The sequence below is a fragment of the Streptomyces sp. MUM 203J genome, assembly GCF_022414595.1.
Taxonomy (GTDB): domain Bacteria; phylum Actinomycetota; class Actinomycetes; order Streptomycetales; family Streptomycetaceae; genus Streptomyces.
Genome location: NZ_JADWYO010000017.1, coordinates 1 through 26,149 on the forward strand (window position 1 = coordinate 1; position 26,149 = coordinate 26,149).

The 26,149-nt window shown below is 72.2% G+C and carries 25 protein-coding genes and 1 pseudogene; 15 read left to right on the plus strand and 11 right to left on the minus strand.

Going from position 1 to position 26,149, the window contains the following annotated elements; all coding sequences use genetic code 11:
- The first annotated feature begins 73 nt into the window (after positions 1 to 73).
- The 10 genes from I3F58_RS11845 (at position 74) to I3F58_RS11890 (ending at position 9,327) form a co-directional block, all read left to right on the plus strand.
- Positions 74 to 634, plus strand: a complete 561-nt coding sequence (locus I3F58_RS11845; RefSeq protein ID WP_240108297.1) for a hypothetical protein — start codon at positions 74 to 76, stop codon at positions 632 to 634.
- Between the two features lie 124 nt (positions 635 to 758).
- Positions 759 to 3,101, plus strand: coding sequence for a hypothetical protein (locus I3F58_RS11850; RefSeq protein WP_240108298.1), 2,343 nt, complete (start codon positions 759 to 761; stop codon positions 3,099 to 3,101).
- A gap of 20 nt (positions 3,102 to 3,121) precedes the next feature.
- The gene (locus I3F58_RS11855; RefSeq protein ID WP_240108299.1) at positions 3,122 to 3,727 is read left to right on the plus strand and encodes a hypothetical protein; all 606 of its coding nucleotides are present in this window, start codon (positions 3,122 to 3,124) and stop codon (positions 3,725 to 3,727) included.
- A 226-nt stretch (positions 3,728 to 3,953) separates the two neighbouring features.
- A complete protein-coding gene (locus I3F58_RS11860) occupies positions 3,954 to 5,189 on the plus strand; it encodes a WhiB family transcriptional regulator (RefSeq protein WP_240108300.1) in 1,236 nt (411 codons plus the stop codon).
- Between the two features lie 13 nt (positions 5,190 to 5,202).
- Positions 5,203 to 5,445 carry a hypothetical protein gene (locus tag I3F58_RS11865; RefSeq protein WP_240108301.1) on the plus strand — a complete coding sequence of 81 codons (243 nt, stop codon included), beginning with the start codon at positions 5,203 to 5,205 and terminating at the stop codon, positions 5,443 to 5,445.
- Positions 5,446 to 5,888: 443 nt separating this feature from the next.
- Positions 5,889 to 6,269 carry a DUF4913 domain-containing protein gene (locus I3F58_RS11870; protein ID WP_240108374.1) on the plus strand — a complete coding sequence of 127 codons (381 nt, stop codon included), beginning with the start codon at positions 5,889 to 5,891 and terminating at the stop codon, positions 6,267 to 6,269.
- 58 nt (positions 6,270 to 6,327) lie between these two features.
- Positions 6,328 to 6,828, plus strand: a complete 501-nt coding sequence (locus tag I3F58_RS11875; RefSeq protein WP_240108302.1) for a hypothetical protein — start codon at positions 6,328 to 6,330, stop codon at positions 6,826 to 6,828.
- 142 nt (positions 6,829 to 6,970) lie between these two features.
- Complete coding sequence (locus I3F58_RS11880) at positions 6,971 to 7,894, plus strand: hypothetical protein (RefSeq protein ID WP_240108303.1); 924 nt, start codon at positions 6,971 to 6,973, stop codon at positions 7,892 to 7,894.
- 30 nt (positions 7,895 to 7,924) lie between these two features.
- Positions 7,925 to 9,031 carry an amidase gene (locus I3F58_RS11885; protein ID WP_240108375.1) on the plus strand — a complete coding sequence of 369 codons (1,107 nt, stop codon included), beginning with the start codon at positions 7,925 to 7,927 and terminating at the stop codon, positions 9,029 to 9,031.
- A 47-nt stretch (positions 9,032 to 9,078) separates the two neighbouring features.
- Positions 9,079 to 9,327: a LapA family protein gene (locus I3F58_RS11890; RefSeq protein ID WP_240108304.1), complete on the plus strand. Its 249-nt coding sequence runs from the start codon at positions 9,079 to 9,081 to the stop codon at positions 9,325 to 9,327.
- A gap of 193 nt (positions 9,328 to 9,520) precedes the next feature.
- On the opposite strand, the gene I3F58_RS11895 is transcribed toward I3F58_RS11890, so the two are convergent.
- The 3 genes from I3F58_RS11895 to I3F58_RS11905 are packed head-to-tail and all read right to left on the minus strand — an operon-like array spanning position 9,521 to position 13,091.
- Entirely contained in the window at positions 9,521 to 10,675 is a 1,155-nt protein-coding gene (locus tag I3F58_RS11895; RefSeq protein WP_240108305.1) for a serine hydrolase, read from the minus strand.
- Between the two features lie 35 nt (positions 10,676 to 10,710).
- Positions 10,711 to 11,937: a DUF4185 domain-containing protein gene (locus tag I3F58_RS11900; RefSeq protein ID WP_240108306.1), complete on the minus strand. Its 1,227-nt coding sequence runs from the start codon at positions 11,935 to 11,937 to the stop codon at positions 10,711 to 10,713.
- Between the two features lie 14 nt (positions 11,938 to 11,951).
- Positions 11,952 to 13,091 carry an alpha/beta hydrolase family protein gene (locus I3F58_RS11905; RefSeq protein WP_240108307.1) on the minus strand — a complete coding sequence of 380 codons (1,140 nt, stop codon included), beginning with the start codon at positions 13,089 to 13,091 and terminating at the stop codon, positions 11,952 to 11,954.
- Between the two features lie 248 nt (positions 13,092 to 13,339).
- Here I3F58_RS11905 and I3F58_RS29625 point away from each other — a divergent pair, with 248 nt between their 5' ends.
- Positions 13,340 to 14,383, plus strand: a complete 1,044-nt coding sequence (locus I3F58_RS29625) for a helix-turn-helix domain-containing protein (protein ID WP_308354990.1) — start codon at positions 13,340 to 13,342, stop codon at positions 14,381 to 14,383.
- On the opposite strand, the gene I3F58_RS11915 is transcribed toward I3F58_RS29625, so the two are convergent.
- Both I3F58_RS11915 and I3F58_RS11920 read right to left on the minus strand, forming a co-directional pair.
- Positions 14,313 to 15,503: a hypothetical protein gene (locus tag I3F58_RS11915; RefSeq protein WP_240108308.1), complete on the minus strand. Its 1,191-nt coding sequence runs from the start codon at positions 15,501 to 15,503 to the stop codon at positions 14,313 to 14,315. The genes I3F58_RS29625 and I3F58_RS11915 overlap by 71 nt on opposite strands.
- Before the next feature lie 19 nt (positions 15,504 to 15,522).
- Positions 15,523 to 15,963: a GNAT family N-acetyltransferase gene (locus tag I3F58_RS11920; RefSeq protein WP_240108309.1), complete on the minus strand. Its 441-nt coding sequence runs from the start codon at positions 15,961 to 15,963 to the stop codon at positions 15,523 to 15,525.
- Positions 15,964 to 16,147: 184 nt separating this feature from the next.
- Here I3F58_RS11920 and I3F58_RS11925 point away from each other — a divergent pair, with 184 nt between their 5' ends.
- Complete coding sequence (locus I3F58_RS11925; RefSeq protein WP_240108310.1) at positions 16,148 to 16,564, plus strand: SH3 domain-containing protein; 417 nt, start codon at positions 16,148 to 16,150, stop codon at positions 16,562 to 16,564.
- Between the two features lie 439 nt (positions 16,565 to 17,003).
- Here I3F58_RS11925 and I3F58_RS11930 read toward each other — a convergent pair.
- Positions 17,004 to 17,954: pseudogene (locus tag I3F58_RS11930) on the minus strand (aminoglycoside phosphotransferase family protein).
- 236 nt (positions 17,955 to 18,190) lie between these two features.
- Between I3F58_RS11930 and I3F58_RS11935 the strand changes: the two are divergent.
- The gene (locus I3F58_RS11935) at positions 18,191 to 19,219 is read left to right on the plus strand and encodes a hypothetical protein (protein ID WP_240108311.1); all 1,029 of its coding nucleotides are present in this window, start codon (positions 18,191 to 18,193) and stop codon (positions 19,217 to 19,219) included.
- A gap of 292 nt (positions 19,220 to 19,511) precedes the next feature.
- Positions 19,512 to 19,697 (plus strand): hypothetical protein, encoded by a 186-nt coding sequence (locus I3F58_RS11940; protein ID WP_240108312.1) that lies wholly within the window; start codon positions 19,512 to 19,514, stop codon positions 19,695 to 19,697.
- 151 nt (positions 19,698 to 19,848) lie between these two features.
- On the opposite strand, the gene I3F58_RS11945 is transcribed toward I3F58_RS11940, so the two are convergent.
- Both I3F58_RS11945 and I3F58_RS11950 read right to left on the minus strand, forming a co-directional pair.
- The gene (locus I3F58_RS11945) at positions 19,849 to 20,232 is read right to left on the minus strand and encodes a VOC family protein (RefSeq protein WP_240108313.1); all 384 of its coding nucleotides are present in this window, start codon (positions 20,230 to 20,232) and stop codon (positions 19,849 to 19,851) included.
- Positions 20,233 to 20,373: 141 nt separating this feature from the next.
- The gene (locus I3F58_RS11950; RefSeq protein ID WP_240108314.1) at positions 20,374 to 21,159 is read right to left on the minus strand and encodes an SDR family NAD(P)-dependent oxidoreductase; all 786 of its coding nucleotides are present in this window, start codon (positions 21,157 to 21,159) and stop codon (positions 20,374 to 20,376) included.
- A 717-nt stretch (positions 21,160 to 21,876) separates the two neighbouring features.
- Between I3F58_RS11950 and I3F58_RS11955 the strand changes: the two genes are divergently transcribed.
- On the plus strand, positions 21,877 to 23,730 hold the full coding sequence (locus I3F58_RS11955; RefSeq protein WP_240108315.1) for a glycoside hydrolase family 3 protein: 1,854 nt from the start codon (positions 21,877 to 21,879) through the stop codon (positions 23,728 to 23,730).
- 49 nt (positions 23,731 to 23,779) lie between these two features.
- Here I3F58_RS11955 and I3F58_RS11960 read toward each other — a convergent pair whose 3' ends face one another.
- The 3 genes from I3F58_RS11960 to I3F58_RS11970 all read right to left on the minus strand — a co-directional run bounded on the left by I3F58_RS11960 (position 23,780) and on the right by I3F58_RS11970 (position 26,086).
- Positions 23,780 to 25,201 (minus strand): S28 family serine protease, encoded by a 1,422-nt coding sequence (locus tag I3F58_RS11960; RefSeq protein ID WP_240108316.1) that lies wholly within the window; start codon positions 25,199 to 25,201, stop codon positions 23,780 to 23,782.
- A gap of 97 nt (positions 25,202 to 25,298) precedes the next feature.
- Positions 25,299 to 25,631, minus strand: coding sequence for a hypothetical protein (locus I3F58_RS11965; RefSeq protein WP_275678436.1), 333 nt, complete (start codon positions 25,629 to 25,631; stop codon positions 25,299 to 25,301).
- Between the two features lie 104 nt (positions 25,632 to 25,735).
- The gene (locus I3F58_RS11970) at positions 25,736 to 26,086 is read right to left on the minus strand and encodes a hypothetical protein (protein ID WP_240108318.1); all 351 of its coding nucleotides are present in this window, start codon (positions 26,084 to 26,086) and stop codon (positions 25,736 to 25,738) included.
- Between the last annotated feature and the right edge of the window lie 63 nt (positions 26,087 to 26,149).

The following is a 26,149-nucleotide window of genomic DNA, read 5'->3' on the forward strand; positions in this document are numbered from 1 at the left end:
GAGCCACGACTGGCAAGACCCCATCAGCCACATCCGGCCCTCCCGGGCCGCCTAACAACTTACGGAGAACCCCATGCGCCTGCCCAAGACTCTCGCCTCCGGCGCGGCCGTCCTGGCCGCCCTCACGACCCTGACGGGCTGCGGCGGCAGCGACGGTGGCGGCGGTGACGACGGCCCGCTGGCCGGGCTGCCGGAAGGGAAGGACATGGCGTCGGTCCAGGCGTTCCTCAACGAGCACGTAGGGTGCATCGACCTGAAGATGAAGGAGGCGTCGGACTCCGACCCGGAGTGGGCCGTCAAGGAGCGTGCCATCTGTCGTGACAGCGGCGGCAGCCAGGTCACCGTTCAGGTCATCTCGGACATGAGGAAGTTCCAGGAAACGCACGCCAGGAAGTTGGCCGAGGAGCGCACGAAGGACCTGCCGTCGTCCGCGCCGCGCACGAGCGCCGACATCATGATCGGCAACGGCTTCTCTGTCTCCCCCGTGAGCGATGCCTCCGTTCAGGCACTGATCAACGCCGGCATACGCATGCAGGTCTGCGACCCGAAGGTCCGGGAGGAGATTCCCAGCGGGTTCAAGGTGGACGAGGGCCTCGTGGACGGGTGTTTCATGACGGATTACAACCTCAATTGACGCCCTGAACGAAACTCACTGCCTCGTCGGCAGATGACATCGTCCCGACAGACCGCCCTCGGCTGATCTCTGCACATCTCTCTTCTTCGCCCCGTCACGGAACTCCGGAAGGAAACCGATGCCCGTGCGCCGTAGCGCCGTCCCTCGCGGAAGCATCACCCATGCCTCGTCGCCGGGCGGCCGGATCCGCGGCGTCGGGCGGGCCGCCAGGACCTGCCTGTTCCTGGTGTTCACCCTGCTGGCCCTGACCATGGCCGTACCGGGCAAGGCCTATGCGTTGCCCGGTCTCGACGACCTGTCGTGCAAGATAACGGGTGACGACAACTATCAACTGGACCAGCCCGGCGTTCATGCCGAATCCATCTTCCCGGCTGTTTCCCAGTGGGAGGAGAACGAGGACAAGCGGGCCCAAAGCCTGAGCGATTCCAGGGGCATGGTGAGCGGCGCCGCCCCCATGGACGCGGACCACCCCGAGAAGTACACGATGTACGAGCTCAACGCCCTGCGCGGGCTTGACTGGTCCATGACCTTCAAAGGCAAGGGGGATGCTTCTGAGGAGAATGGTGCCCGCGGCAGTGGCGCCGACAAGTGCTCGGTCATGGACTGGGTGAACAACAATGTCGCCGACATCATCTTCAACATCACGAAGATACTGACCCGGGTATCCATCTCCATCAAGGAGCAGGCTTCCAACCCGAGCCCTCTCAGCGGCTTGTATGAGGGGCGGAACAACGTCGTGGAAACGCTGAAGTCCCACGTCTTCATACCAGCCGTCCCGATCATGATCCTCCTCACCGGTCTCTGGGTGTTCACCAAGTGGCGTGCTGGTCAGATGCGTGAGATCTGGGCGGGTGTCGGCTGGGCAGCCCTCTCGACCGTCGCAGTCGTGGCCCTGCTGACCGGCGGGAACTTCGGCAAGGTCATCAACGAGGCGGACAGCGGAATCGCCAAGTTCAACGCGGCCCTCTCGGAAGCCGCACTCAGCGGCGTGACCGGAGAGATGCAGCCACCCTGCGACCTGCCGAAGAAGGCTCCCAACCGGGGCCTTCGTAGCTCCAGTTGCGCGATGTACGACACGCTGGCCTTCCGCCCCTGGGCCATGGGGCAGTTCGGCGACGTAGGCGCCAACTGCATCTTCAGGGAGGGTGGCGGCCGCGTCGAGAAGGGGGCCTGCATACCTGCCAGCGAGGGCACGGAGTGCCACTACGGCAAGGGCGCCCGCTGCGAGGACCTCCGCGCCCGGCAGGTCGCATCACAGTCGGTGAACAATATCGAATTCTTCAACCCCGGAAAGTATGAAAAGGAGGATCCGGATTGGTTCAATAAGATTGACGAGGCGTGGGAGGACATTCGGCAGGACATCGCCGTCGGCGAGGACGAGCCCGACAAGACCAACTACCCCGTCGCCTTCAACGAGTGGGCCGGAAGGGGTGCCGGTACCCGTGTCGGCATCGCCTTCTACTCGCTGCTCGCGGCTCTCATCGTCGGCATCATGGTCATCGTGCTCAGCGCCCTGACACTACTGTGGCATGCCGTCACGCTCATTCTGATCATCCTGCTGCCCCTGGTCGCAGCCATCGGTATCCATCCGTCCCAGCAGAAGATCCTCAAGGGCTGGCTTGAGACGTTCATCCACAGCTTCGTGCTCCGAGCGGGTTTCGGCGTGATCCTCACCGTCCTGCTCGTGCTATACCAGATGATCCTTCCCGCCGACATCGCCCTGGGCACACAACTGCTGATGCTCATCCTGGTCGCCGTCGCCGTCGTGATGATGCTCAAGAAGCTGATCGCCGGGAACTTCAGCCCGAAGATCGCGGGTGCCGAGGACGCGCTCGGCGTGGGCGACATGCCGGGTGTCGCCGGTGGGAAGGCCCTCGCCTACGCGCCCGGTGCGGTAGGCACCACTGCTCGTACAGCGGTCGGCACCACGAAATTCGGCGGACGGGTCGCTGGCAAAGCCGCCGCTGGGACCGGGGTCCGGATCGCCAGAGGCACGGACAGCTGGCTGAACAAGGGCCGCCTCCAGAAGGGCGGATGGCTGCCGACCAACAAGTCCTGGCGCCAGCGGAACAAGAGCGAATACCAGGCGAAGGCCGAGCAGCAGAGGATGTACAACGACGCGCAGCCACCCACTCCCGAGGAGGGGCAGCAGCAACCGCAGCCGCACCGTGGCCGTCGGGTCAGCGCGCCGACGGGCGGCGCCACCGGGACCGGTTCGGGCGCGTCACAGCAGTCGGCCACGTCCTCGACACCGCAGCCCCAGACACGGACGCCCGCACCGCAGCCCCTGCCACAGCAGCCCGCGAAGCCCCCACAGCAGCCTCCCTCACGGGCGCCCCGCCAGCCCGCACCGGGGTCGCAGTCGCCGCAGCCCGCGCAGCCGCCACGGCTGCCGCAGCAGCCCCAGGCACCCCAGCAGCCCCAGCAGCCACCCGCGCCACGTAACGACGGTCGCATCCAGCGGTAAGCAGGTAGGAAACGTTCCTGATGACATCTCCCCGCAAGGCACCGCCGCCCGGGGCCGCCCTGCGGCGGCTCGTCCGGCAGGACAAGGGCGACACCTGGGCGGTCCGGCTGCTGCCCCGGATCGTCTTCGGGCTGGCAGGCGCGTACACGCTGTTCGTGCTCGCGTCCGCCAGCATGGCGTCGTTCATCACCGTCGGCGCCCTGGTGCTGCTGGGCCTGCTGGTGTTCCTGCTGCGACGGCGCGGCCAGTTGCTGCTGGCTCTGGCGTCGACGCTCGTGACCGCTGCCGTCGTCGGCTACATGGCCGCCGTCGCCGACATCGCCCGTGGCGTCCCGGCCGGGTGGCTGAGCGGGCAGGCCCTGTTCGGGTACTGGGCGCTCGCCGGGATGGCGCTGCTCGGCGCCTGGATGCCCAGGGAGCATCCGGGGCGGCGCGGGGTGACCGTGGTGCTCGCCGACGTCGTGCTGGTCGTGGCGTCCGGCGTCGGCACGGTCGTCCCCGCCGTCTCCGTCCCACTCGGCTTCGCAGGTGTGGTGGCTGTGCTGATGGCACGCGGCGGTGGGATCACGGCGGCGCGGCGCGTGGTCGGGCGCGTAGCGCGCCGTGTCCGGAAGCCGGTGAGTTGATGGACACTCATGAAGGTTTCGGACAGCAGCGGCACAGGTTTGTGGAACGCCTTTGCGGTCGCCAATCGCCCTGCTCTAGAGTCCCCGCGAGTCAAAAGTTGCCACGGGGGGCACAGACATGGTCGCAACTGTCCGTAAGGCGCTACCCGCATCGCTGCCTTCAGCCAATCCGGGAGGCACGGTCGGCACGGCTGCCACACCACTGCCCTGCCGCCGCAGGCCTGATGTGTTCCGCCATCCGCTGCTGGAGAACCCGCCTGCCGGCACCACGGGTCTGCCCCTTCAGACCCGGCGCCACCAGGCTCTCGTGCTCGCCGCACGCCAGCTCTGCACATCCTGCCCGGTCCGCCAGGAGTGCCTGCGGGACTCGGTCCTCCACTCCGACCCCGGCGGTTTCGCCGCCGCGACCACCGAGCAGGAACGGCGCCTCATCCGCCAGCGGCTCGGGGTCGGCGACGAGCAGGGGTACCTCGTCGTCCCCGTGCACGCCCGGCACCAGACCGTCGGACTTCGTACCGTACTCGACGCGTACGCCTCTGTGCACGAGCGCGGACTCAGGCCCGGCCGACCCGGGACCGGCCTCCATCCCGTTCCACCCCACGAGACACACGAAGCATCAGAGGAATCAATGGCCGCCCCGGCAGGCGCAGACGACAAACGGATCAGTTTTCCCCTCGACGATCCCGCTCGTGCCATACAGAAGGCCGTTCTGACGCCGCTGGTGCGCGCCGTTCTCCCCCTTCTGGAAGCGACGGAGCAGCTCGCCGGGATGCTGGTGCACGCGCACGCCGCCGGTCTGACACCCGCGCTGATCGACGCATGCCGGGAGGCACGCAGGTGCATAGAGGCCTGGCGTACGGAGTCGGGGGACGACGCCCCGTACCGGGCTGCGGACTCCGGGCTCACCGGCACGGTCAGCGTCGAGCTGGCTACCAGTGACCCACTGACGGCACTGCGCCAGGACATCCTGGAGCCGCTGCTGAGGCGCCTCGCGGAGTCGATCAGCCGTGTAGAGGCGATCACTTCGATGCTGCTCACCACCAAGGAACCGGCCGTTCCGCATCGTACTGAGCTGGCGGCCGTCCACACCGCCCTACGCGACCTCGCCGGGCACATCGAGGTGTACGGCTCCACAGCGGATTCGGCACGTCCGACCCGCGCGGTCCCCGGCCACCGGCTCCCCGTGGCCGGCGGCTCCGCGAGCATGGTGGGCGCGCTCGGCACCCTGCCAGCGGCGACGAGCCTGCGGCGTGCCGTGGAGGGGGCCGTCGCCCGCTTCCCCGGCCCCTTCACCGCCCGGGACGTGCTGCTCGCGCTGCCGCCGGACATGTTCCGGGAGTCGGGGAAGTCGGTCAGCAACGTGCTCTCCGCCATGGTCAAGTCGGGTCGACTGCAACGGGTTTCCCGTGGCACGTACACCGTGGTCACTCAGTCCACCAGTGCCTTGGCCACACACTCCTGAAGGGACCCAAGCCTTGCAGTCCACCGCACCCCCACCCGCCGAGGTCCGCGTCTTCTCGCCCAACGCCGGCCTGATCGACGGTGTACCCGTCACAGCACCGCCCTACGGCGACATCCAGGACGTCGTCATCTCGATCCTCCAGCAGCGGGCCCAGCAGTTCGGCACCCCGGCCCCCGCGGTTGTCACGGACGACCGGTACGGCGGAACGATCCGCCTGCTCGTCCACCTCGACGGCACCGCAGAGGCCCTGGACTGACCGTCCGGCCACAGGACGCGCGACCCGAAGGCCGCCCACCAGGCCCCTGACGGTTCGACACATCTGCTCGACCGTATCCCGATCAGGTCAGGGTGATGCCGAGAAGCAGCAGCGCCACCACCACCGCGCCCATGATGAGCCGCGCCTTCGGGTCCTCGCGCACCCACAGGGAGTGGACGAGGGCCCAGCCGGTCCGGTGGGCGGCTCCCAGCGTCGGGACGGCGTACGCGACGCGCTGTCTGACCTATGGCCCGAGGACCGCCGACGAGCAGCGCGACGAGCTGGCCCGGTCCGTCACGACCGGGGTGGACACGGACTGCGGCTGGAACGGCCTGGGCACACAGACCGTCTCGAGTGGATCGTCCGCTGCGGGAGTTCTCGTACGGCCGGATCCCCGCCCAGGCTGTCGGCTCGTTGACCAGCAGGACAGAGAAGGCAGTCCGTTGCCCCCCACGAAGCCCCCCGGCTCCCCCTTCATCCTCTACCTGGACGGCCCCGACTACGCCGAGGAGATACGCAACCTCGCCGTCTGGGTCTCCGACCTCCTGCTCCCCGTGTACGGCCGCGAGGTCTCGTCCTCCCACCCCTGGTGCCCCCGCTGGTGGGAACACCTGGAGGCGGTGGCCCGCCTGCACGCCCTCTGGCTGGCCTGGCAGGAGTACACCGACCCGTCGGCCGGCACCTCGGGCCCCGCCGTCTGGCACCGCGACCACCTAGGCCCCGTCCTCACCGAACTCCGCTCCCCCGCAGGCCCCTTCGCCGGCTGCAAACAAGGCGCCCCCCGCCCGAAGGCGGCGCCGGTGGTGGAGGCGTACGACAGCTGACCGCTCTCGCGTGGGACGCTGGCAGAAAAATCAGAACACCGCACTAGGAGGAACCGCGATGACCAAGCAGGGAAACGCGTACGAGTACTACACCGAGATGCACCACGGCTACAACCCGCCCCGCGTGGACGGGCTGTGGCGTCGCCGTGGCAGCGAAGCCTGGGAGTACCTCTCGCTGCTCGACTGGGGATGGCACCCCACAGGCGAGAACGAGAGGGTGAAGAGTCCTCCCATGGCGAGCAGCATGGAGCCTGTCTCGGCGGAACACGCGGCGCAGTTGGAGGCGGACCGGCAGGGCTGGGTCCAGTACTGGGCGCTGTACCTCGACGAGGCGGAGTACCGCGAAGGGGTCACGCCGGTGACAGTGGTGCGTCGCCGGAGCAGCCCTGAACGCGTGATGGACGAGGCGTTCGTCGTCGGGAACAAGTGGGCACCGGACCCGGTCGTCTACGAGTTCACCCACTCCCGTACCGACCGTCACCTGGAGGAGATCACCGTGGATGAGGCGGAACGTCTGCTCCGTGAACTGCGTGGGGTCACAGGGGCGACGGATCTGTGAGCGACACGGAACGCGGGTGGAAAGGGCAGGGCCCGGAGGCTCATCTGTTCTGTCCCTCGCCCCCGAGCAGGACCAGCGTGTACGGGACGTGTGGAACCGCGCCGCAGAGGCGCGCCCGGGTCTGGACGACACCATGCGCCGCTTGCGGGACCAGAGCGCGGAGCGCGGCAGCGGCCTCGTAGGCGACAACAAGACGCGTGGCATCGAGGAGGTCGACCACTCCCTCAAAGGGCTCGACTGGCTGCGCCGCAAGGTGGCCGTGGAGGTGGCTCATGGGGCGGACGTCGACAGGGTCCTCGGCAGGATCAACGACCTCAACCGCTATACGCTCACCTTCGAGCCGGGAAACTACACACAGGCCACCCAGGAGACCTACGCGCGTCTCAAGGACCTGGGATACGAGCCCATGCCGGGGACGGAGAAGAACACCTGGCAGGACCCGGTCTACCAAGGGATCAACACTACCTGGCAGCACCAGGAGAGCGGCCAGAAGTTCGAGCTCCAGTTCCACACACCGGACAGCTTCCAAGTCAAGACCGACAACCACGAGCTGTACGAACTCGCGCGCTCAGGTCACTTCGAGCAGATATCGGCCGGAGACCCGGATCGGGCCAAGCAGTACCACCAGGCCTCCGACCTGCTCCAGAACGAGCGCTATCAGAACGTCGTCGTCCCTCCGGGGAACGAGGTGGTCGGCGAACAGAAGATCCACGTCGTTCTGAACCCTAAGGTTGCCACCGAACGGGTCCAGGAAGTCCGCAAGATGGAGGCCGACCTCAAGGACCAGAACGCCAAGCAGGCCGCCGGGCCGACCGTGCCGCAACAGGGCACGACCACAGCCCAGATCCAGAACACCACACAAGCTCAACAAAAAACCCAGGCCACCGCCCAAAGCACCTCCCCCCCCCTCGCCAAGGCAGCCGCCCTGACCTCACGCGGCCGGGCCGGTACCGGAACCGCCAACCAGGGCAGCCAGACCACCGGGAACACGCAGCAAGGCCCTGCCGTCACCCCGGCGCGCCCGCAGATCCCCCAGCCGCCCAAGCTCCAGGGCCCGTCCCGCTGAGGGACTTCGCCCCGCCCTCGGACGGTGACGATGCGGGCCGGTGAGATCGCCGCGGCCGTGCGGGCGCACGAGGTCACGGCCGTGGACGCGGTCGCCGGGGCGCTGGAGCGGATCGGGCGGATCGATCGGACGCTCTGCGCCTTCGCGGAGGTGTGGGAGGAGGACGCGCTGCGGCGGGCCGGCGAGGTGGACGCGCGGGTCGCGGGCGGGGAGGCGCTGCCGCTGGCCGGGGTGCCGATCGCGGTCAAGGGGCGGCACGGGATGCACGGGGCGCGGACGTTGGTGGCCGCCGGGGCTGTGCCCGTGGGGGCCACGGCCGTCCCCGGGGGTGGGACCGCCTGGCAGACCTGGGAGCTCGGGCGGTACGGGCGTACCGTCAACCCGTGGCGAGCCGACCGTACGCCAGGCGGGTCCTCGGCGGGCTCCGCGGCGGCGGTGGCGGCCGGACTGGTGCCGCTGGCGACCGGCAGTGACGGCGCCGGGTCGGTACGGATCCCGGCGGCCTGGTGCGGCGTGATCGGACTGAAGGTGACGAACGCCTCGCAGACCGGACTGGCGGCGCCCGGTGTGCTCGTCCGGTGCGCGGCGGACGCGGAGGCGTATTGGCGGGTGGTCTCCGGTGAAGGGGCTGCCGGTGCGCCCCGGGAAGGGCTCACCGCCGTGTGGTCGCCCGGCCTCGGCTTCGCCGACGTGGACCCCGGGCCCCTGGCCCTCGCGCACGCGGCCGCCCTGCGGCTCGTGGACGCCGACGTCGCGCGGCTGCTGCCGTCCTCCCTGCGGCTGGACGATCCCGCGCCCGCGTGGCTCGCGCTGCGGTCGCCGGGGGCCACGGCCGACGACCGGGCGGCCGCTCAGCGGCTTCGGCGCGCCCTCAGCCGACGGCTGGACGGGGTCTTCCGGCGCGCGGACCTGCTGCTGACGCCCGCCAGGCCCAACCCGCCACACGGTCACGACGGGCCGGGTGAACGGTACTCGACCGCGCTGACCTGGGCATTCAACCTGAGCGGCCATCCCGCACTCAGCCTTCCCGCCGGGTTCGGGCCCGACGGCTGTCCGGTGGGGCTCCAGGTCGTGGCGCGGCACGGCGAGGAGGCCCTGCTGCTCACCGTCGCCCGCGCCTTCGAAGCCCTGGGCTGAGTCGTGTCCGACAGGACAGCGGCCGGGGAGCGGCCGATACTGGCCGTATGGCTCAGTCATCCGATCGGCGTCCGTCATCACTGCACGTCAAGGGCCGCGACATTCGCCTGCGGACGATCGGGATCGTGCTGCTCACGGCGCTGGCGGTCTGGTTCATCGCCGCGAACACCGACTCGGTCGAACTCAAGCTGTGGGTCCCCACCGTGACCCTGCCCCTGTGGGCGGTGCTGACCGTCACACTGGCCGTGGGCCTGGGCATCGGCCTCCTCATCGCCCACCGCCGCGGCCAGCGCTGACGGGATCCGGACGGGAAAGGGGCCCGGCCTGAAGTGGCCGGGCCCCGTGCTCCCCTCCTTGGCGGAACCTCCCGGATCCCCCCCGGGTCCCCCACCGGAGGCTCCGCCGACCTATACGACACGTGTCACGCGCGAAGGGTTGCACGACTCCGGGGGGTAATTTTCCGCGGCTTTCCGGGGCACCGGCGACGAGCTACGGCTGTCGGCCCTCACGGCCCTCGCACAGGGCCGTGTCCAGGAGTGCGGCCAGTTGGGCCTGGGGCGGGTTGGTGGCCAGGTAGGCGTTGGTGGCGGCGGAGGCGTGGCGGCCGTCGGGGGTGACCAGGGTCTGGGAGTGGTAGCCGGGGACCGCGCCGTTGTGGCCCCAGGCCGTACCTCCGCAGGACAGGTCGGCCTTGAAGATGCCCAGGCCGTAGCCGATGGCCGCACTGGGCGAGCCGGGCTGCCCGGTGTTCTGCATCTCGGCCAGGGACGCGGGCGAGACGACCCTGCCAGCGAGGAGCGCCTGGTAGAAGGACGTGATGTCCTCCAGGGTGGAGATCACGGCGCCGGAGCTGCCGAAGAGGGACGGGTCGTACGAGATCACCGGGCTCCAGAAGAAGAACGGGCCGATGCGGGTTCCGTGGTAGCCGTTGACGGCGGGGGCGGGCAGGGCACGGTCGCCCGGGGCCGGGAACGTGGTCCGGGTGAGGTCCAGCGGCTCGATGATCCTGGTGGTGACCGCCTGGTGGACCGGCAGGCCCGTGATCTTCTCGATCAGCATGCCGAGGATCAGGTAGTTCGTGTTCGAGTACCTGAAGCCGCCGCCGGGCGCCGAGACCGGCGCGCGCTTCAGGCCCTCCCGTACCAGTGTGGCCGGGTGGTAGGTGCCGTCCGGCTCGGCCAGCGCGATGGAGGCCAGCGGGTCGTACGCGGCGATCCCGCTGGTGTGCTGGAGCAGGTGGCGCAGGGTGATGCGGGTGCCGTCGTAGCCGTTGCCCGTGACGACGCCGGGCAGGTAGGTGTCGATGGGTTCGTTCAGGGAGACCTTGCCCTCGTCGACCAGCTGGAGCACGGTCGCCGCCGTGAAGGTCTTGGTCTGGCTGCCGGCGCGGAAGTGCTCGTCGGACCGGATCGGCCTGTTCGTGTTGATGGTGCCCGTGCCGGCGGAGAGGGTCCAGGCTGCTGCGCCGTCACCGGCGTGGACGGCGGCCCCTGGGCCCGCGGCGGACTGGAAGGTCCTGAGGGCCGCCGACGTGGCGGGGTGGTCGGCCGTCGTCTGCGCGTGGGCCGTCGTCGTCACGGCGAGCAGGGCGCCGCACAGGGCGCCGATGGCGGCGGTACTTCTGCGGACACGGTTCCCGGGCATGGTCGGTGCTCCTCTGGTGGTGTCGTCTCGGCTCGTCACGGGTTGACGCCGTCGTACTGGAGGACCCGGTAGGGGGCCTGGTGCACCTGGCCGTTCCACTGGGACACGATCAGCGTCAGGGAGGTGGCGCTCGCGCTGCCGGGGTGGATGTATCCGCCGTAGAGCGTGGGGAGCTGGGGCTTTCCCCAGTGGTCCGGCGGCCAGGCGGCGTTTCCGACGATCTGGGTCCGCGGCCCGGTCCAGGTGGCGTCCGGGCGGGGCGCGGTCCGGGTGCGGATCGAGTAGTCGGTGGTGTCGAAGTAGCTCATGCAGTACGTGCCGCCGATCCGCTTCACCGAGAACTCCCCGATGTGGTTGCCGGTGAGGACCGGGGACGGCGGGGCGGCCTGGGTCCACTGCCAGCGGTTGTCCAGGAAGGCCCAGTTCTGCTGGGCGCCGAAGTTCCCGGCGCGGAAGTCCTGCGGCCGGATGCGGAAGAGCTGGATGGCGCCGTGGTCGGCGGTGTTGCGGTGGGTGCCGTTCCAGCGCTTCGAGAAGATGTACAGCCAGCCGTCCGGGTCGATGCCCGCGAACGACCACATGCCGTACATGTTCTGGTTGGCGCCCTGGGTGTCCCCGGCCCAGTGGTAGGGGTAGTCCCGCCAGGTCACGCCGTAGTCGTCGGAGTAGGCGACACCGGACATCAGCGAACCGTCGTAGCCGGCGGGCGGGTCCCAGTCGGCCACGGACGTGTACTGGATGTAGGTGCGTCCGCCGAACTCGATGCAGTCGTTGGGGATACGGCTCACCTCGGAGCCGTGTCCGTTGTCGTGGTCGTGCCGGTAGTCGAACAGCTGGCGGGCCGCGCCCCCGGTGGGCATCGCCCAGGTGAAGGAGATGGGCGTGGCGCCCGAGGCGTCGAAGCGGTCCTGGTTCAGCATGACCGGGGAGCCGAGGTAGGGGTCCTGCTGGGCGCGGCCGGCCCAGGCGTCGCCGAAGACGTAACCCCAGGTGTTGTCGTGCACCCGGTGGTACGGGATGGCGAGGTCCCCGGACCCGAGGCCCTGCGCGCTCGCGGAGTCGCCGGGCTGTTCGCACAGGGGGGTGCCGGTCTGGCCGAGGGCGCGAGCGGCGGCTGCGTGGGCGGGCGTGGCGGTGGCCAGGGCGCCGAGGGTGCCGGTGGCGAGCGTGAGTCCGGCGCCCGCGCGGAGCAGGGACCGGCGGGTGAGGGCCGGGCGGGGCCCGTGATCGTCGGAGTGGTCCGGACGTACGGGATCGGTCATGGCGGCAGATGTCCTCAGGGTCGGTGGGCGGCGGTGAAGGCGGTCTCCAGGCGCGGGACGTAGTCCGCCAGGGCGGGGGCCCAGCAGCCGTAGTTGTGGCCGCCGTTGCAACTCGGCGCGAGAGAGGCGCCGTTGCCGTAGTCGACGAGGCGGCTGGGGATGCCGAGTCCGTCCAGACGGGTCTTGACGGTCCTGGAGGCGACGGCGGTGTGCGCGTCGATGAGGTCGTTGTCGCCGGTGTAGAGGGTGATGGCGGTGCGGGACAGCCTGGCGAGGTTGGCGGGGGCCGCCGGGTCCACCGCCCTCCAGACGCGGTCTGCGTCGAGCACCGGGTACGGGGAGCCGAAGACGGCGTCGCTGTCGACGTACGGGCCGTAGTCGGGGCACCGTCCGGAGCCTGGACCGGAGCCGGACGAACCGGAGGAGCTGCTCGCCGCGCACCATGCGCCGGGCAGGTTCAGCTCCGTCGCGAGCACCGTCGCGCGGATCTGCCACATGCCGAAGTCGATGCCGCCGGACAGTGCGGCGGCGTGGCCGAACAGGTCGGGACGGGCCTCGGCGTAGTGGAGGGAGCCGAAACCGCCCATGGACAGGCCGACGACGGCCCGGTGGGCGCGGTCGGGGAGCGTGCGGAGGTTGGCGTCGATGAACGGGACCACCTGGGTGAGGTGGAAGGTCTCCCAGTTGGCGGCGCCCTCGGCGGTGTTCTGCAGGAGCCAGTCGGCGTACCAGCCCTTGAGGCCGCCGTCCGGGGCGACGGTGATCATCGCGTCGGAGCGGAGGGCGGGGACCGCTGCCGCGTCGTCGGCGGTGCCGCCGCCTCCGTGCAGGAAGTACGTGACGGGCCAGCGGCGTCCGGGCTCGGCGGCGTAGCCGCGAGGGAGGAGGATCCGGATCTTGTGCGGGCCGGACAGCTGGGCGGTGGTGACGGTGAGTGTGAAGTCGGTGGGCGAGTGGACCTCGGTGGCGCCCGGGACCTGGGTCAGGCCGTGGCTGTCGGTGAACTCGGGGACGGAGGAGGAGGTGGAGGGGGTCGAGGGGGCGCTTTGGGCCGTGGCTGGGGCCGCCCCGGTCATGGCCACGGCGGCGGCCGTGGCCGCGAGGGCCGCGCGGAACCGGGCGCGGACGCCGGCGCCGAACCGGGATGTGGGCATGCGTGGGTGTCCCTTCGGCTGGACGGTCTGTGAAGTGCCGCACAGGGCAGGGGTGATGGGGCGGAATCGGGTGTCGCGGCTGGGGACGGCGGGTTGGATGAACCTACGGATGGCGATGGCGGGACGCGCTCCGGCGGACGCCAGTCAAGCGGGTCCCGAGCCGGGTGTCGCGCCCCGCTGACCTGGATGGACAAAGCCCGGACAACGGCCGGACAAAGCCGTGGGGACCGACGAGGGAGGAGCCAGAGGTGGGACGCCAGGAACAGCCGCTCGACCCCGGGCAGGGGCCGCTGGCCGCGTTCGCGCACGGGCTGCGGGAGCTGCGGCGCGAGGCGGGCAGCCCGCCCTACCGCCGGCTCGCGGCGCACGCCCACTACTCGGCGTCGACGCTGGCCGCCGCCGCATCGGGGCAGCGGCTGCCGAGCGCGGCGGTGCTGGCCGCGTTCGTGACGGCCTGCGGGGGCGACCCGGAGGAGTGGGAGCGGCGACGGCTCGACACGCACCGGGCGCTGATGGCGGACGCGGTGGGTGACGGCGAACCTGAGGGGGACGGACCGGCCGCCTCGGGGGACGCTGCCGCACCCGCGCCCCCGCCCGCCCCGGAGGTCCCGGTCCGGGCGGCCCGGCGGGAGGCCGGGCAGCAGGCCGTGCGGCTCCTCGCGGTCGCCGCGGCCGTGGTGTCCCTCGCGGCGCTGGTGCCGGGAGATGTGGCCGCGCGGAAGGCCGGCCACGAGCGGCAGGAGTCACGGTCCCGGAACGACGCCCGGTGGTTACGCCCCGGCAGCGGCGTCCCCGACCGCTACCGCCCGCTCATCATCGAGGCGGGCACCCGGTGCGACGTCCCGGAGGTCACCCCCGCGCTCATCGCCGCGATCCTCGACGCGGAGAGCGGGTTCGACCCGGACCTGAGCGACCCGGCCGAGGACGAGTACGGCATCGCCCGCTGGACGCCCCGCGTGCTGCGCTACTACCTGCCGCCGGACCGTCAGGCGACCGTCCCGGTACCGCCGTTCAGCCCCGAGGACTCCATCCCGGCCGTCGGCCGCATGCTCTGCGCCATCGCGCCCCTGGTGGAAGGCGTCCCCGGCGACCCGTCGCTCAACCTGGCCGCGTCCTACCGCGCGTCGACCTGGGTCGTGCAGCGCCAGGACCCCGCCGAACTCCGGTCTCTCCAGCCGTACCTGGACCGGGTGCGGGCGGGGCTGGAGCGGTACGGGTGTGTCAGTTCCAGCGCACCAGGGACGCCTCGGGCCGGATCCACTCCGCGGGAGGCGGGGTGTCCAGGTCGGTGATCTTCACCGGCTGGGCGCCGGGCTCGGCCAGGTCGGTGCGGAACAGGGCCCACCCGCCGGACTCGCCCTTGGAGAGGAAGGCGAGGGCCTGCCCGTCGGGGGACGGAACCGGGGAGGCGTTCTCCCTGTTGCTGTCCGGGATGAGGTCCACGGTCTTCTCGGCCCTCTCGTAGTCGGCCGAGAAGGTGATCTGCTGGAAGTCGCAGACGAGGGTGGTGGCGTCGCGCCAGAGGATCGGATCGCATTCGGGGCGCTCCTCGTCCAGCATGACGTCCAGGTCGTCGCTGACGATCTCCTCCAGGAGGGACTGCGGACCGGATGTGCCGTCGCGCCGCAGCCGCTCAAGGGCGAGGGGCGAGGCGAAGCGTGAGGTCGCGAAGACACCGTCCGCGCCGGGCGCGGCCAACGCGTCGACCCTGTCCAGGGCGAGCACCGCGGCGGCTGTGTCTGCGTCCTCGCGGAGCAGGTCGGGGATCTCGGCGAAGTCGACCTTCTTCTCCGTCGCGGCGCCCTTCCCGGGGTCGCGCGAGTAGACGGGGTCTTCGGACCGGACGTGCTCGGTGGCGCGGTGGTCGTACCAGAGACGCCCGGTGACCGGATGGAAGACCGCCACGGACGTGGACGGGGGCTTGCTGAAGGCGTCCGGGTCGGGCGGCGCGATCTCGTTTCCGGTGCCGAGGTCGGCGACCGCGGCCCGGCCGCTGGAGAGGCGTTTGTGGTCGGGGAAGGCGACGCCTGCGACCTGGGTGAGGTCCTTGTTGAAACCGAGCCGTACGGGGATGCCGCCGGTGCTGTTGCCGTCGCAGCCCGTCGTCACCCTGAAGCCCTCCGCCAGGCGGGTGGCGCGCTCGGCGACCAGGGTGCCGTCCTTCACCGCGTACGAGCGCAGGATGAGCGTCTGGAAGCCGGGGGCGTCGTAGCAGTACATGACCGTGACGGTCCCGGGCTGGGCGAGGGGTGCGTGCTTCGGGTCCTTGTCGGCGCCCTTCGTCGCCGCGGGCGCCACGCTCTCGTCCGCCGCCCCGCCCCCGGCGCCACCGCCGCTGCACGCGGCGAGCATCAGCGCGGCCCCCGCCGCCACACCTGCCTTGACCAGTCGTCGCCCCACGGCATCCCCCATACAGACGAGTTGACGAGAATCATTCAAACAGACCGGGGGTGCCCCCCATCACGCGGTACATGCCGATCGAGTCGTGCGTGGCCGTGTCCGCGAACCCGAACTTCTCGTACAGGTGGCGCGCCGGACCGTCCGCGATCAGCGACACGTACGCGGTCGCGGGCGCACGGCGCTCCAGCTCCTCCGTGAGCGCCGCCATGATCCGCTTCCCGAGGCCCTTCCCCTGGTGCGCGGGATGGACGCAGATGTCGACGATCTGGAACGCGGTGCCGCCGTCCCCGATGATCCGGCCCATGCCGACCGGCTCACCCTCGTGGTGGAGCACGACCCCGTGCCAGGTGTTCGGCAGCGCCCGCGCCGCGGCTTCCGGGTCCTTGTCGGACAGCCCGGCGTCGGTGCGGAGCCGCCGGAACACGTCCACGGACGGCACACCGACACACAGTTCGTAAGGGTCGTTATCCATATCCGCACCCTACTGCCTGCACGGCTGCACTGGAGCGTCCGGGTGGACCGGCTGCACCAGCCGGACGAACCGGCTCGCGCGGCGGCCCCCGGCCGGGCTCGCCATCGGCTCTTGTGGCCTGCGGGGGAGGACGCCGCGCCCCGCGCCCTCCCCCGCACCCCCCCCGTACGAGAAAGGGACCCCCATGAGAAGGAACGCCAGGACCGTCCTCGGACTCACCACCAGCGCGGTCGCGCTCGGCCTGCTCGGCGCCGTTCAGGCTCCCGTCGCGCTGGCGACGCCCCCGGCGCCGGAGCCGGCCGTACAGCCGGCGGACGCCGCGGACGAGACCATGGCCGCGCGCCCCAAGCACCGGAAGCTCCACGGCAAGGTGATCGCCAGGACCCTGAACATCCGCAAGGAGGCCAACACCCACTCCAGGATCATCGGGCACTTCCACAAGGGCGACATCGTCAAGATCAAGTGCAAGGTGCGGGGTGAGAGGGTGAAGGGCAACAAGATCTGGTACGTCGTCAAGAAGCAGCACCGCCACGGCCACCACGGTCTCGTCTCGGCCCGCTGGGTCAAGAACTTCGACAAGATCCCGCACTGCATGGACTGACGGGCGGCCGCTCCGGGGCCGGGCGGTGCGGGACAGTCGACCGTGACCCACACCGTCTCGCCCGGCCCCCGGCCCGCGGGGCCACGCCCCACCGGAACACCACGCCGTCCACGAGGACACGCTCCGCGTCCGGCGGCGCGTCGGGCCGTCCCGGGCGGCCCGGGAGCGCCCGACAACCCCGCCCCTGCGGTGACCGGCACCGGTCCGTACGAGCCCCGGCTCGGACTGCCCGCCGGGTACGCGGCCGTGCGTGGCGGCGTTCGCGGTCGGCTCGGCCGCGACGGGCAGCACGGCGTCGCCGTGCGGGTCTCCCGGCACGCCCGGACCTCCGTCTGCCGCACCAAGAGCGGCCGCGGCTCCGAGGGCACCCGCCTCACCGTTTCCCAGCCGCACGGGCGGTCTTCGCCGGGCATCCGGCCCGTGGCCGCCGCCCACGCCGTCACCTCCCGGGGCCCGGGGCCCGGTTCAGCTCCCGCCCCAGCAGCGCCCTCGCGACCGTCACCTGGACCGGGTCCAGAGCCTGCTCCCCGTCCTCGACACCCACAGGGCGTCCTGGAGGACCCGGCCCGGTGTCCGGCCGGCAGCCCGGCACCGGTCCGGGGAGAGCGCCTCCGCCAGGAGGCCGAAGCGGTGGAGCACCGCCCGCTCCGCGTCACCCGTCGCCGCCGCGTCGCCCCAGAAGTCCCGCAGCGCGGGCAGCAGTTCGAAGCCCGGGTCACCGGACAGCGGCTCGGGGGCGATCGCCAGCCAGGGCTCGCGCTCCCCGGCGAGGACATTGTCGTGGTGCAGGTCCCAGTGGAGCAGCCGGTCTCCCGGCTCGTCCAGCAGCTCCGCCACGGCGGACGCGCAGGCCCGCAGCAGCCGCCGTCCGGCGGGGTCGTGCAGGGCCCGCACGGCCCGGGGAGCCTCGTCCAGCATCGCCGCCGCCACCTCCGACAGGGACCGCAGGCCCGGCGGCGCGGGCACGGCGGACAGCCGGGCCAGCAGTCCGGTGAGGACCCGCAGGGCCGCCCGCCGGTCCGGCAGCGACGACAACGGACGTGCCGGGTCCCGGCGTTCGAGCAGGTGGGTGGCGGTCTCGTCGTCGTGGGCCAGCAGCCGGACCGCACCGTTTCCGTCCCAGGCGCACAGACTCGCCGCCGCGCTCGCCGTCTCCTCGCGCCGGCGCTGGAGTTTCAGGGCGGCGGGAGTGCCGTCGGCCCGGAGCACGGGCAGGACCAGGGGAGGCCGTGCCGTACGCTGCGGGTCCGTCAGGGCGCAGGTCCCAGCGGTCCAGGAACCGGGCGCCCAGGCGGGGCAGTGCGGCGAGCCAGGCGCGTTCTTCGGGGCCGTGCGCGCCGTAGGAGGCGGCGAAGGCGGCGGGGACGTCGACAGCCGGTGTCGAGGGCATGCGGATGGGCTCCTTCATCCTGAAGTCGATCACGGTGAGGTGGGGGACGAAGGAGGCACGGGAGGTGCGCGGGAGCGATCGGGCGGGCGTCACGGCATGTCCTCAGCATTGGACTCGGGCACCCCGCGCACTCCCGTTCTCCGCCCCCGGCGGCGCCCTCTCGCGCGACCTGTCATGATCCGACGGGAGTTCGACCCGGCATCAGTCATCCACCCGTCCAGCAGGAGGACTTCAGAGTGTCGTTCGGGGGACAGCAGCATCCCTACGGCGGGAATCCGTACGGGCAGGGGCCGTACGGTCAGCCGATACCACCGCCGCCACCGCCCCAGCCCCCGTACATCCCGGGTCCGCGGCCCCCGCAGCCGTACCCGTACGGCGCGTACGGGCCGTACCACGGCTATCCGTACGCGGGGCCGCCCACGCTCATGGACCGGTTCCGGAGCGACGACTGGCCGACGCTCCGGGAGCTGCTGCGGCGCATGCACGGCTGTCTGTGGGTGCCGCTGCTGCTGTGCATGTGGCCCGCGGTGCTGCTGCTGGTCGGCTACCCGCTGGCGCGGTCGGCGCGTACGCGGGCCCGCCGGGTGTTCCCGACCGACCAGCGCGCGGTCACCGACCCGGACGTGGCGCGGATGCAGAAGGCCAGGGCGTGGGCGGCGGCGGTGGCCTCCTCCGCGATCCTCGTCGTGTACGGGTCCGGGGAGGACTGGGACCAGGCCTGGCAGCAGTTCGTGATGCGGGTGGTGTTCGGCCCGTGGCTGCTGCTGCTCAGCGCGCCGGTCGTGGTGCTGGTGCTGTTCCGGCTGGCGCCGCCGCACGCGCGGCCGTGGATGCGGCGCGGAGTGCGGCCCGCGGTGCGGTCGGTGCTGTGGTACTTCGCGGCGTTCACCGCGACGCCGCTGCTGTTCTGGGGCTGCGCCCGGCTCCTCGACCGGCTCCCGCCCGGCTACGCGTGGCTGCCGGTGCGGGCCCTGGTGATGACGGTGCCGCTGTGGCCGCTGCTGTTCGTGCTGTTCGCGTCGGCGCGGGCGGTGCGGAGCGCGTTCAACACGACGCTGGTGCACCCGACGCTCCCGGCGCTGCTGACGGGCGTGCTGGTGTGGGAGTTCTCGGCGATCAACCTGGCCATCGGCGGGCTGCCGCCGGGCCCTCCGCCGGTGCAGATCGCCGCCCTGCTCGGCGGGCCGGCGTCGGTGACGGCCGTGGCCTGGTGGGAGATCGCCCGGCTGCGCTCCCGGTACGGCGTCCGGCTCAGGAACCAGTGACCCGCCACGCCCCTCCGCCCCGCCCGTGAGTCACAGCGCGGCGCCGGGATGTGTCCCTCCGTGGACCGACGGGCAGGAACACGCGAACCGTTCCCCGCGGAAGGCGGATGAACGCGATATTCACGCGTCGCACCCTCGGAGCCAGGGCCGGGACTCCACTTCTTCTCGCCGGAGTTCTGCTGGTCGGCACCTCAAGTGCCCTGCCCGCCCCGGAGCCGCCGCCGCGAGGACGGCGGCGGACACGGCGGCGGCCGGACAGGGCGACCACGTCGTCTACCGGAACAAGGTCCTGGTGGACGGATTCCAGTACCTCAAGGGCTCCCGTGCCCCGCCGGGCATGCCGGCACGTGCGGGCGCGATGACGAACGACGCCGTGAACGCGGTACAGCCCATGGGCGAGCCGTACCTGATCAGACCCGCGTCCGGCGGGTGCGGTTCGCTGGGCTCGGCCGTCGGCCACGCCGCGTACGGGTGCTGAGCAGCACGCTGCCCGCCCCGGACCTCACGACGAGCTGAACACCGCCCTCGCGATGTCGCCGTCCACCACGCACGAGGCGTTCGCCACCGGCAGGGACATCAGGGCGGAACGTTCACTTCCGCTCCTGCGCCCCCGGTCTGTCACACCGCCCTCAGTCCAGGCAGAACTCGTTCCCCTCGGGGTCGGTCATCGTGATGATCCCCTCGTTCACGCCGTCGGAGTCGAGCCGGTACAGACGCTTCGCGCCCAGCCCCTCCAGCCTGGCGGCCTCCTCCTCCAGCACGGCCATCCGCGCGTCCCCGGTCAGGCCGGGCGCTGAGCGCACATCCAGGTGGAGGCGGTTCTTCACCGCCGTCTTTCCCTCCGGGACCCTCTGGAAGTACACCCGCGGCCCCTCGCCGTCCGGATCCGCGATGGCCGCCCAGCCGTCGCCCTCGGACGGCAACTGAACGCGATAGCCCAGCACTTGGGCCCAGAACGCCGCCTGTGCACCCGGATCGGCGCAGTCGTACGTCACCTGGATCTCCTTGGCCACTGCCGCCTCCCACCACTCGGAACGTGCCTGTGTCCTCGCCCCGGTCGCCTCCCGGCCCGGGCCGCACGTCCATCCTCGCACCTGCATCCGACAACGGCTCACCACCCCTTCGCGCACCGGGGGTTGGCATCGAGACACTGCTCAGTGCACGGAGAACCCGCCGTCCACGTGCAGCGCCTGCCCCGTGACGTACCCGGCCGCGCGGCTCGCCAGGAACACGGCCGCGCCCGCGAAGTCCCCGGCGAGCCCGTTGCGGCCGACCAGGGTGCGGGCGGCCAGGGCGGCGACGCGCTCGGGGTCGGCGGACAGCCGCGCGTTGAGCGGGGTCATCACGAAGCCCGGCACCAGGGTGTTGACGGTGACGCCGTACGGGGACCACTCCTCGGCCTGGGAGCGGGCCAGCGACTCCAGGGCCCCCTTGGACACCCCGTAGGCCCCGCTCCGCACGAAAGCGCGGTGCGCCTGCTGGGAGCTGATGTGGATGATCCGCCCGAAGCCCCGCTCTGCCATGCCGGGCCCGAAGCGCTGCCCCAGCAGGAACGGCGCCTCCAGGTTCACCGACATGGTGGCGTCCCACACGTCCTCGCCCAGCTCGCCCATGGGCGGGCGCAGGTTGACGCCCGCGGAGTTGACGAGGATGTCGGGCTCACCGAAGACCGCGGCGGCCTCCTCCGCGGCGGCGCGGACCCCGTCCCGGGTGCCGAGGTCGCCCCGCACCCGGGCGGCCCTGCATCCGCGTGCCTGGAGGGCGTCGACGGTGGCGGCCAGTTCGGCCTCCCGCCGTGCGACCACCACGACCCGCGCGCCCGCCCGGGCCAGCGCCTCCGCGATCCCCCGGCCGATGCCGGAACTGCCGCCGGTCACCACCGCGGTCCTCGCTTCCAGCGAGAAGAGTTCGGCCAGATAGCTCTGCGATCCGCTGGTCATGGCCGCAGCCTCTCACGCGCCCCGCGACCGCGGCTCGGCCGCCTCCGTCCGTCGTCGGCCCCGTTCCGGACGGCTCTCCCGGCAGGACCGGCAACTCCTGGACCGGGACGGCCCACCCTGGTTAGTGCCGACAGCCCGCCGAGGCTCGGCCACATCGCCCAGGAACGCGCACGACGCGGCCCTGGGGGCGCCGGGAGCCGTACCCCGTACGGTTCCCCGGTCCGGGTCCCGTCCAGCTCCCCGGGAACGGATTCGCCCGGGATCCCGCTGGTGAGGCCGAAGCTGCGGACGTGGTCGCGCCCCTGCAGCCTCTCGCAGTCCGGCACGGCGTCAGGCCGAGCGCCCGTACTCCATGATCCGCGCCTCCAGCGCGCCGCCGTGCGGCCGGCGCGAGCAGAACGGCGGACGGTAACGGCACGGTCCATCACCTCGCGGGTGCCGTCCGGGGGTGCACACCCGCGGCTCGACGGCCCGCCGGAACCCGGCCGGGACGGCGTGCGTCACAACCGTGTGCTGCCGACGGGTCACCGCGGCGCGGTGCCGGTGCCCGCTCCTCCCGCGGGCCGCCGAGGTCTCTCCCGCCGCCCGCGCGGCCGGCAGCGCCCCGCCGCCGGTGGACCCCTCCCACAGGCACCGGCGGCGGGCTGCGGGTGGGCGTGCGGGGCGTGCCGTGCGCGCTTCCTTGCACCGGGCGCGGCTTTGGCCTTCGCTGGGCCCGTGGAGCACACTCGCGCCGTCCCCTCCCGCCGTACGGTCGTCGCCGGGGCCGCCGCCCTCGCCGCCGCGTCCCACGCCCCCGCCGCCGCCGCGTCCCGCGCCCGGCCCGCGGAGCTGGTCGCCGGGATGAGCCTGGAGGAGAAGGTCGGCCAGCTCTTCGTCACGCGTGTGTACGGGCACTCCGCCACCGCCCCCGACGAGGCCGACGCCGCCGCCAATCTGCGGGAGCTGGGGGTCCGTACCGCCGCCGAGGCGGTTGCGGCGTACCACGTCGGCGGTGTCGTCTACTTCCGCTGGGCACACAACACCCGTGACCCGCACCAGATCGCGGACCTGTCCAACGGGCTCCAGCGCGCCGCCCTCACCCGGGGGGCGGGTGTGCCGCTGCTGATCGCCACCGACCAGGAGCACGGCATCGTCGCCCGGGTCGGCGCGCCCGCCACGCTGCTGCCCGGCGCCATGGCCCTGGGTGCCGCCGGGTCCCCCGCACTGGCCCGGCGGGCCGCGCGGCTCGCCGGGACCGAGCTGGCCGCGCTCGGCATCCGCCAGAACTACGCCCCCGTGGCGGACGTCAACGTCAACGCCGCCAACCCCGTCATCGGGGTCCGCTCCTTCGGCGCCGATCCGGAGGCGGTGGCCCGCCTGGTCGCCGCTCAGGTACGCGGCTACCAGGACGCGGGTGTCGCGGCGACCGCCAAACACTTCCCCGGGCACGGCGACACCACCGCCGACAGCCACACCCACCTGCCGTCCATCGCCCACTCCCCGGGCGAGTGGCGGACGCTGGACGAGCCGCCGTTCCGCGCCGCCGTCGCCGCCGGGACCGACGCGGTCATGACGGCCCATGTCGTCGTCCCGTCCCTGGACCCGGCCGGGGATCCGGCGACCCTGTCCCGGCCCGTCCTGACGGGCGTCCTGCGGGAACGGCTCGGCCATGACGGGGTCGTCGTGACGGACTCGCTCGGCATGAAGGGCGTACGGACCCGGTACGGCGACGCGCGGGTGCCGGTCCTCGCCCTGAAGGCGGGCTGCGACCAGCTCCTCAACCCGCCGGACCTGAGGCTCGCCCGGACGGCCGTGCTGGAGGCCGTACGAGACGGCGAGCTGAGCGAGGCGCGGCTTGACGTGTCCGTGCTGCGGATCCTGCGGCTGAAGGAGCGGCTGGGGCTGCTGCGGCGGCCGTACGTCACGCGGGAGGGCGTGGACCGGGTCGTCGGGTGCCGGGCGCACCGGAACGCCGCCGACCGGATCGCGGACGCCACGACGACCCTGCTGCTGAACGACGGGGACCTGCTGCCGCTGAGCCGCCTCACCCACCGGGACGTGCTGGTGACCGGCGCCGATCCCGCGTCCCCCACCGGGACGACCGGCCCGCCGACGGCCGTGCTGGCGGAGGCGCTGCGGGAGCTGGGCTTCTCGGTGACCGCCCTGCCGACGGGGCTCGCCCCGGACACGGCGCTGATCGGGGAGGCGGTGGCCGCGGCGGAGGGGCGGGACGCGGTGGTGGTCGGCACGTACAACGTGACGGGCGCGGGGGCACCCGCCGATCCCACGGCCGGGTCCGGTCCGGGCACGTCGGCGCCCGGCGGCGAGGACCCTCAGCGGACGCTGGTGGCCCGGCTGGCCGCGACCGGGGTACCGGTGGTGGCGGTCGCGCTGCGCAACCCGTACGACATCGCCCACCTCGACGGCGTTCGGGCGGCGTTGGCGACGTACTCCTGGACCGACGTCGAGCTGCGGGCCGCGGCGCGGGTGATCGCGGGGCGGGTGCCGCCGCGCGGGCGGCTTCCGGTGCCGGTGGAGGATGCCGGGGGCGGGACGCTCCATCCGGTCGGCCACGGGCTGTCGTACTGAGGGCGGCGCGCGGGGGGACGTCCCCCCGCGCGCCGGGTCCGCGTCGCCGTCACGGACGGAGCGTCAGCTCACGTCGCACGTCCTGCTTGTCGAGGCGCGCGTCGAAGCGCGCCAGCGGCCGGGCCCGGTCCGGGTCGGCCTGGACGGCGGCCGGGGCGACACCGGCCCATTCCAGGACCTTGGCGGTGGCCAGGGCCCGGTCGTCGTCGCTCAGACGGGCGATGGCGGCGCCGTGGTTGGCGCGGGGCGCGGTGAGGACGTAGCTGTCCCGGGCACCGCGGTCGACGCGGAACGGCTCGGCGCTCCACGGGTCGTACTCGCCGTTGACGAACAGCATGCGCTGCGCGTGGCTGCGCACCCAGTGGTCGACGTCCCGCATCACCCACGGTTTGAACCGGATGGCGATGCCGTCCGGGACGTATGCCCGCGCGGGCTGGTAGCCGTACCGGCTCAGGCCCTTGAGGTGGGCGGGGGTGCGGAGGGCGGGCGAGCCGAGTTCGGTGGCCGCCTGGTAGTAGTACGGCGTGTACGGCTCCAGGCCCTGGTCGGTGTAGAAGGAGAAGCCGGAGACCGTGTCGACGACCTCGTACACCCGGTCGTCGGTGGCGGTGGCGGGGTCCTGGAAGCGGGTGCACAGCTCCTCGTCCCCGTACTGCCAGAAGGCCCAGGCGAAGTCGAGGACGACGGCTTCGAAGGCGCGGTCGGCGCTGCCGACGGTGGTGAAGGTGGCGCCCTCGGTCTTCGCCCACTCCTCGTACTTCTTCAGCAGCGGTTCGCGGCGGACGAGGGCCTCGCGCTGGTAGGAGGCCAGCTTCTCACGGCACTCGGCGGTGCCGACCGTCTCGAAGAACCGGTCGTACGCGGAGTCCTCGCGCTCCACGACGTCGTTGGGCGCGACGTACGCGACGACGCCGTCCATGTCCCGCGGGTAGAACCGCTCGTAGTAGGTGGCGGTCATGCCGCCCTTGGAGCCGCCGGTGGCGATCCACTTGCGGTCGTAGATCTTCTTCAGAGCTGTGAAGAGGCGGTGCTGGTCGGCGGCGGCCTGCCGGATGTCCAGCTTGGACCAGTCGGCGGGCTGGGGGCGGGAGGGGGTGAAGTAGCGGTATTCGAGGGAGACCTGGTTGCCGTCGATGATCCGGGTCGGTTCGGCGCGGCGGGGGCTGGTGCTGACGTGGTAGCCGCTGGTGAAGAAGACGGTGGGGCGTGTGGTGTCCTTGTGCAGCAGGGTGAGGCGTTGCTGGAACGTCCCGCGACGGGGGCGGCGGTGGTCGACGGGCTGGGTGTAGCTCAGGACGAGGAAGCGGTAGCCGTCGTAGGGCTTCTCCTCGATGAAGCTCATGCCGGGGATGGCGAGGACGCGGTCCTTGATGTCCACGTCGGCGGGGGCGTCGGCGGTGGCCGTGCCGGCCGCGCTCACGGTGCCTATGAGCACCACGAGAGACAGCAGCCATCTGAGCGTTGTGCGCATGCGTGCCCTCTCACTGGGTTCACTGCGGTCGGGGTGAACCTAGTGGGGCGAACAGGAGTGCCGCCAGGGGCAGTTGCTCGTTCGGCGGCAGGCCGGGTCAGCACAGGATCCAGCCCGTGCGCGCACTCCTGCCCGCGATGGAACCGGTCGCGCGGACGCAGCGGTTCAGGGCGTGGACGGTCACCGGCCCGGCCTGGATCGTGAACCGTCCCTTGTCGGTGACGGCCCGGCCGCCCCGCGGCTGGAGGGTCACCGCCATGGCGCGGCGGGCGCCGGGCCTGGCGGCGACGGTGACGGCGCAGGCGTACCGGCGGCTCTTGTAGACGCGCAGCTCGCCGCCGCCGAACGTGACGGTCTTGGCGAGCCGGCCGCCGCAGCCCGCGAGCGCGGCGGCGTCGGCGGACGGTACGGCGGGGGCGGCGAGGCTCATGGCCACCGCGGCGGCCAGCACCGCGAGGACCCGTGCGGCCCGCCGCCGCGCCCGCGCTCTGACGCCGTATGCCGTCTCGGTGACCACCGGATCTCCCCCTCGCCTCATGCCCGTACGTGCGTACGACGCGGGGAACTGCTGGAGGGTTGCGCTCCGGATCGGCACCGGATCAGTGCCGACGGCCCGGGGGTCGCCACGGCCGCCGTGACCAGACTGGTGATCACCCACCAGTCGGGCCAGCCCGCGCAGTAGTCCCCGCCGCGCGAGACGCACCGGCTGTCGACCTCGGCGGAGAGCCGCACCGCCCAGGCGAGAGTCCGCGCGGGCAGCGGCGCGAGCGCGGCGCGCGGCGACCGGAGGCGTGCGGTCCGCGCCGGAACGCTCCGGAACGGGGACACGGGCACGGGCCGCAGCCGGGGCGCGGTCCGGGGCGCGGACGGGGATGTCGTGGTCATGCCCCCATCCCATCCGGCGGCGGCGCCCGGGGCATCGGTGCGGCTACTCAGATCCCGCGTCCC

What these genes read in the sequence shown, in the direction of transcription:
- I3F58_RS11845 (WP_240108297.1), top strand. Translation starts at nt 74, where the DNA reads ATGCGCCTGCCCAAGACTCTCGCCTCCGGCGCGGCCGTCCTGGCCGCC.
- I3F58_RS11855 (WP_240108299.1), top strand. Translation starts at nt 3,122, where the DNA reads ATGACATCTCCCCGCAAGGCACCGCCGCCCGGGGCCGCCCTGCGGCGG.
- I3F58_RS11875 (WP_240108302.1), top strand. Translation starts at nt 6,328, where the DNA reads ATGACCAAGCAGGGAAACGCGTACGAGTACTACACCGAGATGCACCAC.
- I3F58_RS11885 (WP_240108375.1), top strand. Translation starts at nt 7,925, where the DNA reads ATGCGGGCCGGTGAGATCGCCGCGGCCGTGCGGGCGCACGAGGTCACG.
- I3F58_RS11890 (WP_240108304.1), top strand. Translation starts at nt 9,079, where the DNA reads ATGGCTCAGTCATCCGATCGGCGTCCGTCATCACTGCACGTCAAGGGC.
- I3F58_RS11895 (WP_240108305.1), bottom strand. Translation starts at nt 10,675, where the DNA reads ATGCCCGGGAACCGTGTCCGCAGAAGTACCGCCGCCATCGGCGCCCTG.
- I3F58_RS11900 (WP_240108306.1), bottom strand. Translation starts at nt 11,937, where the DNA reads ATGACCGATCCCGTACGTCCGGACCACTCCGACGATCACGGGCCCCGC.
- I3F58_RS11905 (WP_240108307.1), bottom strand. Translation starts at nt 13,091, where the DNA reads ATGCCCACATCCCGGTTCGGCGCCGGCGTCCGCGCCCGGTTCCGCGCG.
- I3F58_RS11915 (WP_240108308.1), bottom strand. Translation starts at nt 15,503, where the DNA reads ATGGGGGATGCCGTGGGGCGACGACTGGTCAAGGCAGGTGTGGCGGCG.
- I3F58_RS11920 (WP_240108309.1), bottom strand. Translation starts at nt 15,963, where the DNA reads ATGGATAACGACCCTTACGAACTGTGTGTCGGTGTGCCGTCCGTGGAC.
- I3F58_RS11925 (WP_240108310.1), top strand. Translation starts at nt 16,148, where the DNA reads ATGAGAAGGAACGCCAGGACCGTCCTCGGACTCACCACCAGCGCGGTC.
- I3F58_RS11950 (WP_240108314.1), bottom strand. Translation starts at nt 21,159, where the DNA reads ATGACCAGCGGATCGCAGAGCTATCTGGCCGAACTCTTCTCGCTGGAA.
- I3F58_RS11960 (WP_240108316.1), bottom strand. Translation starts at nt 25,201, where the DNA reads ATGCGCACAACGCTCAGATGGCTGCTGTCTCTCGTGGTGCTCATAGGC.
- I3F58_RS11965 (WP_275678436.1), bottom strand. Translation starts at nt 25,631, where the DNA reads ATGAGCCTCGCCGCCCCCGCCGTACCGTCCGCCGACGCCGCCGCGCTC.
- I3F58_RS11970 (WP_240108318.1), bottom strand. Translation starts at nt 26,086, where the DNA reads ATGACCACGACATCCCCGTCCGCGCCCCGGACCGCGCCCCGGCTGCGG.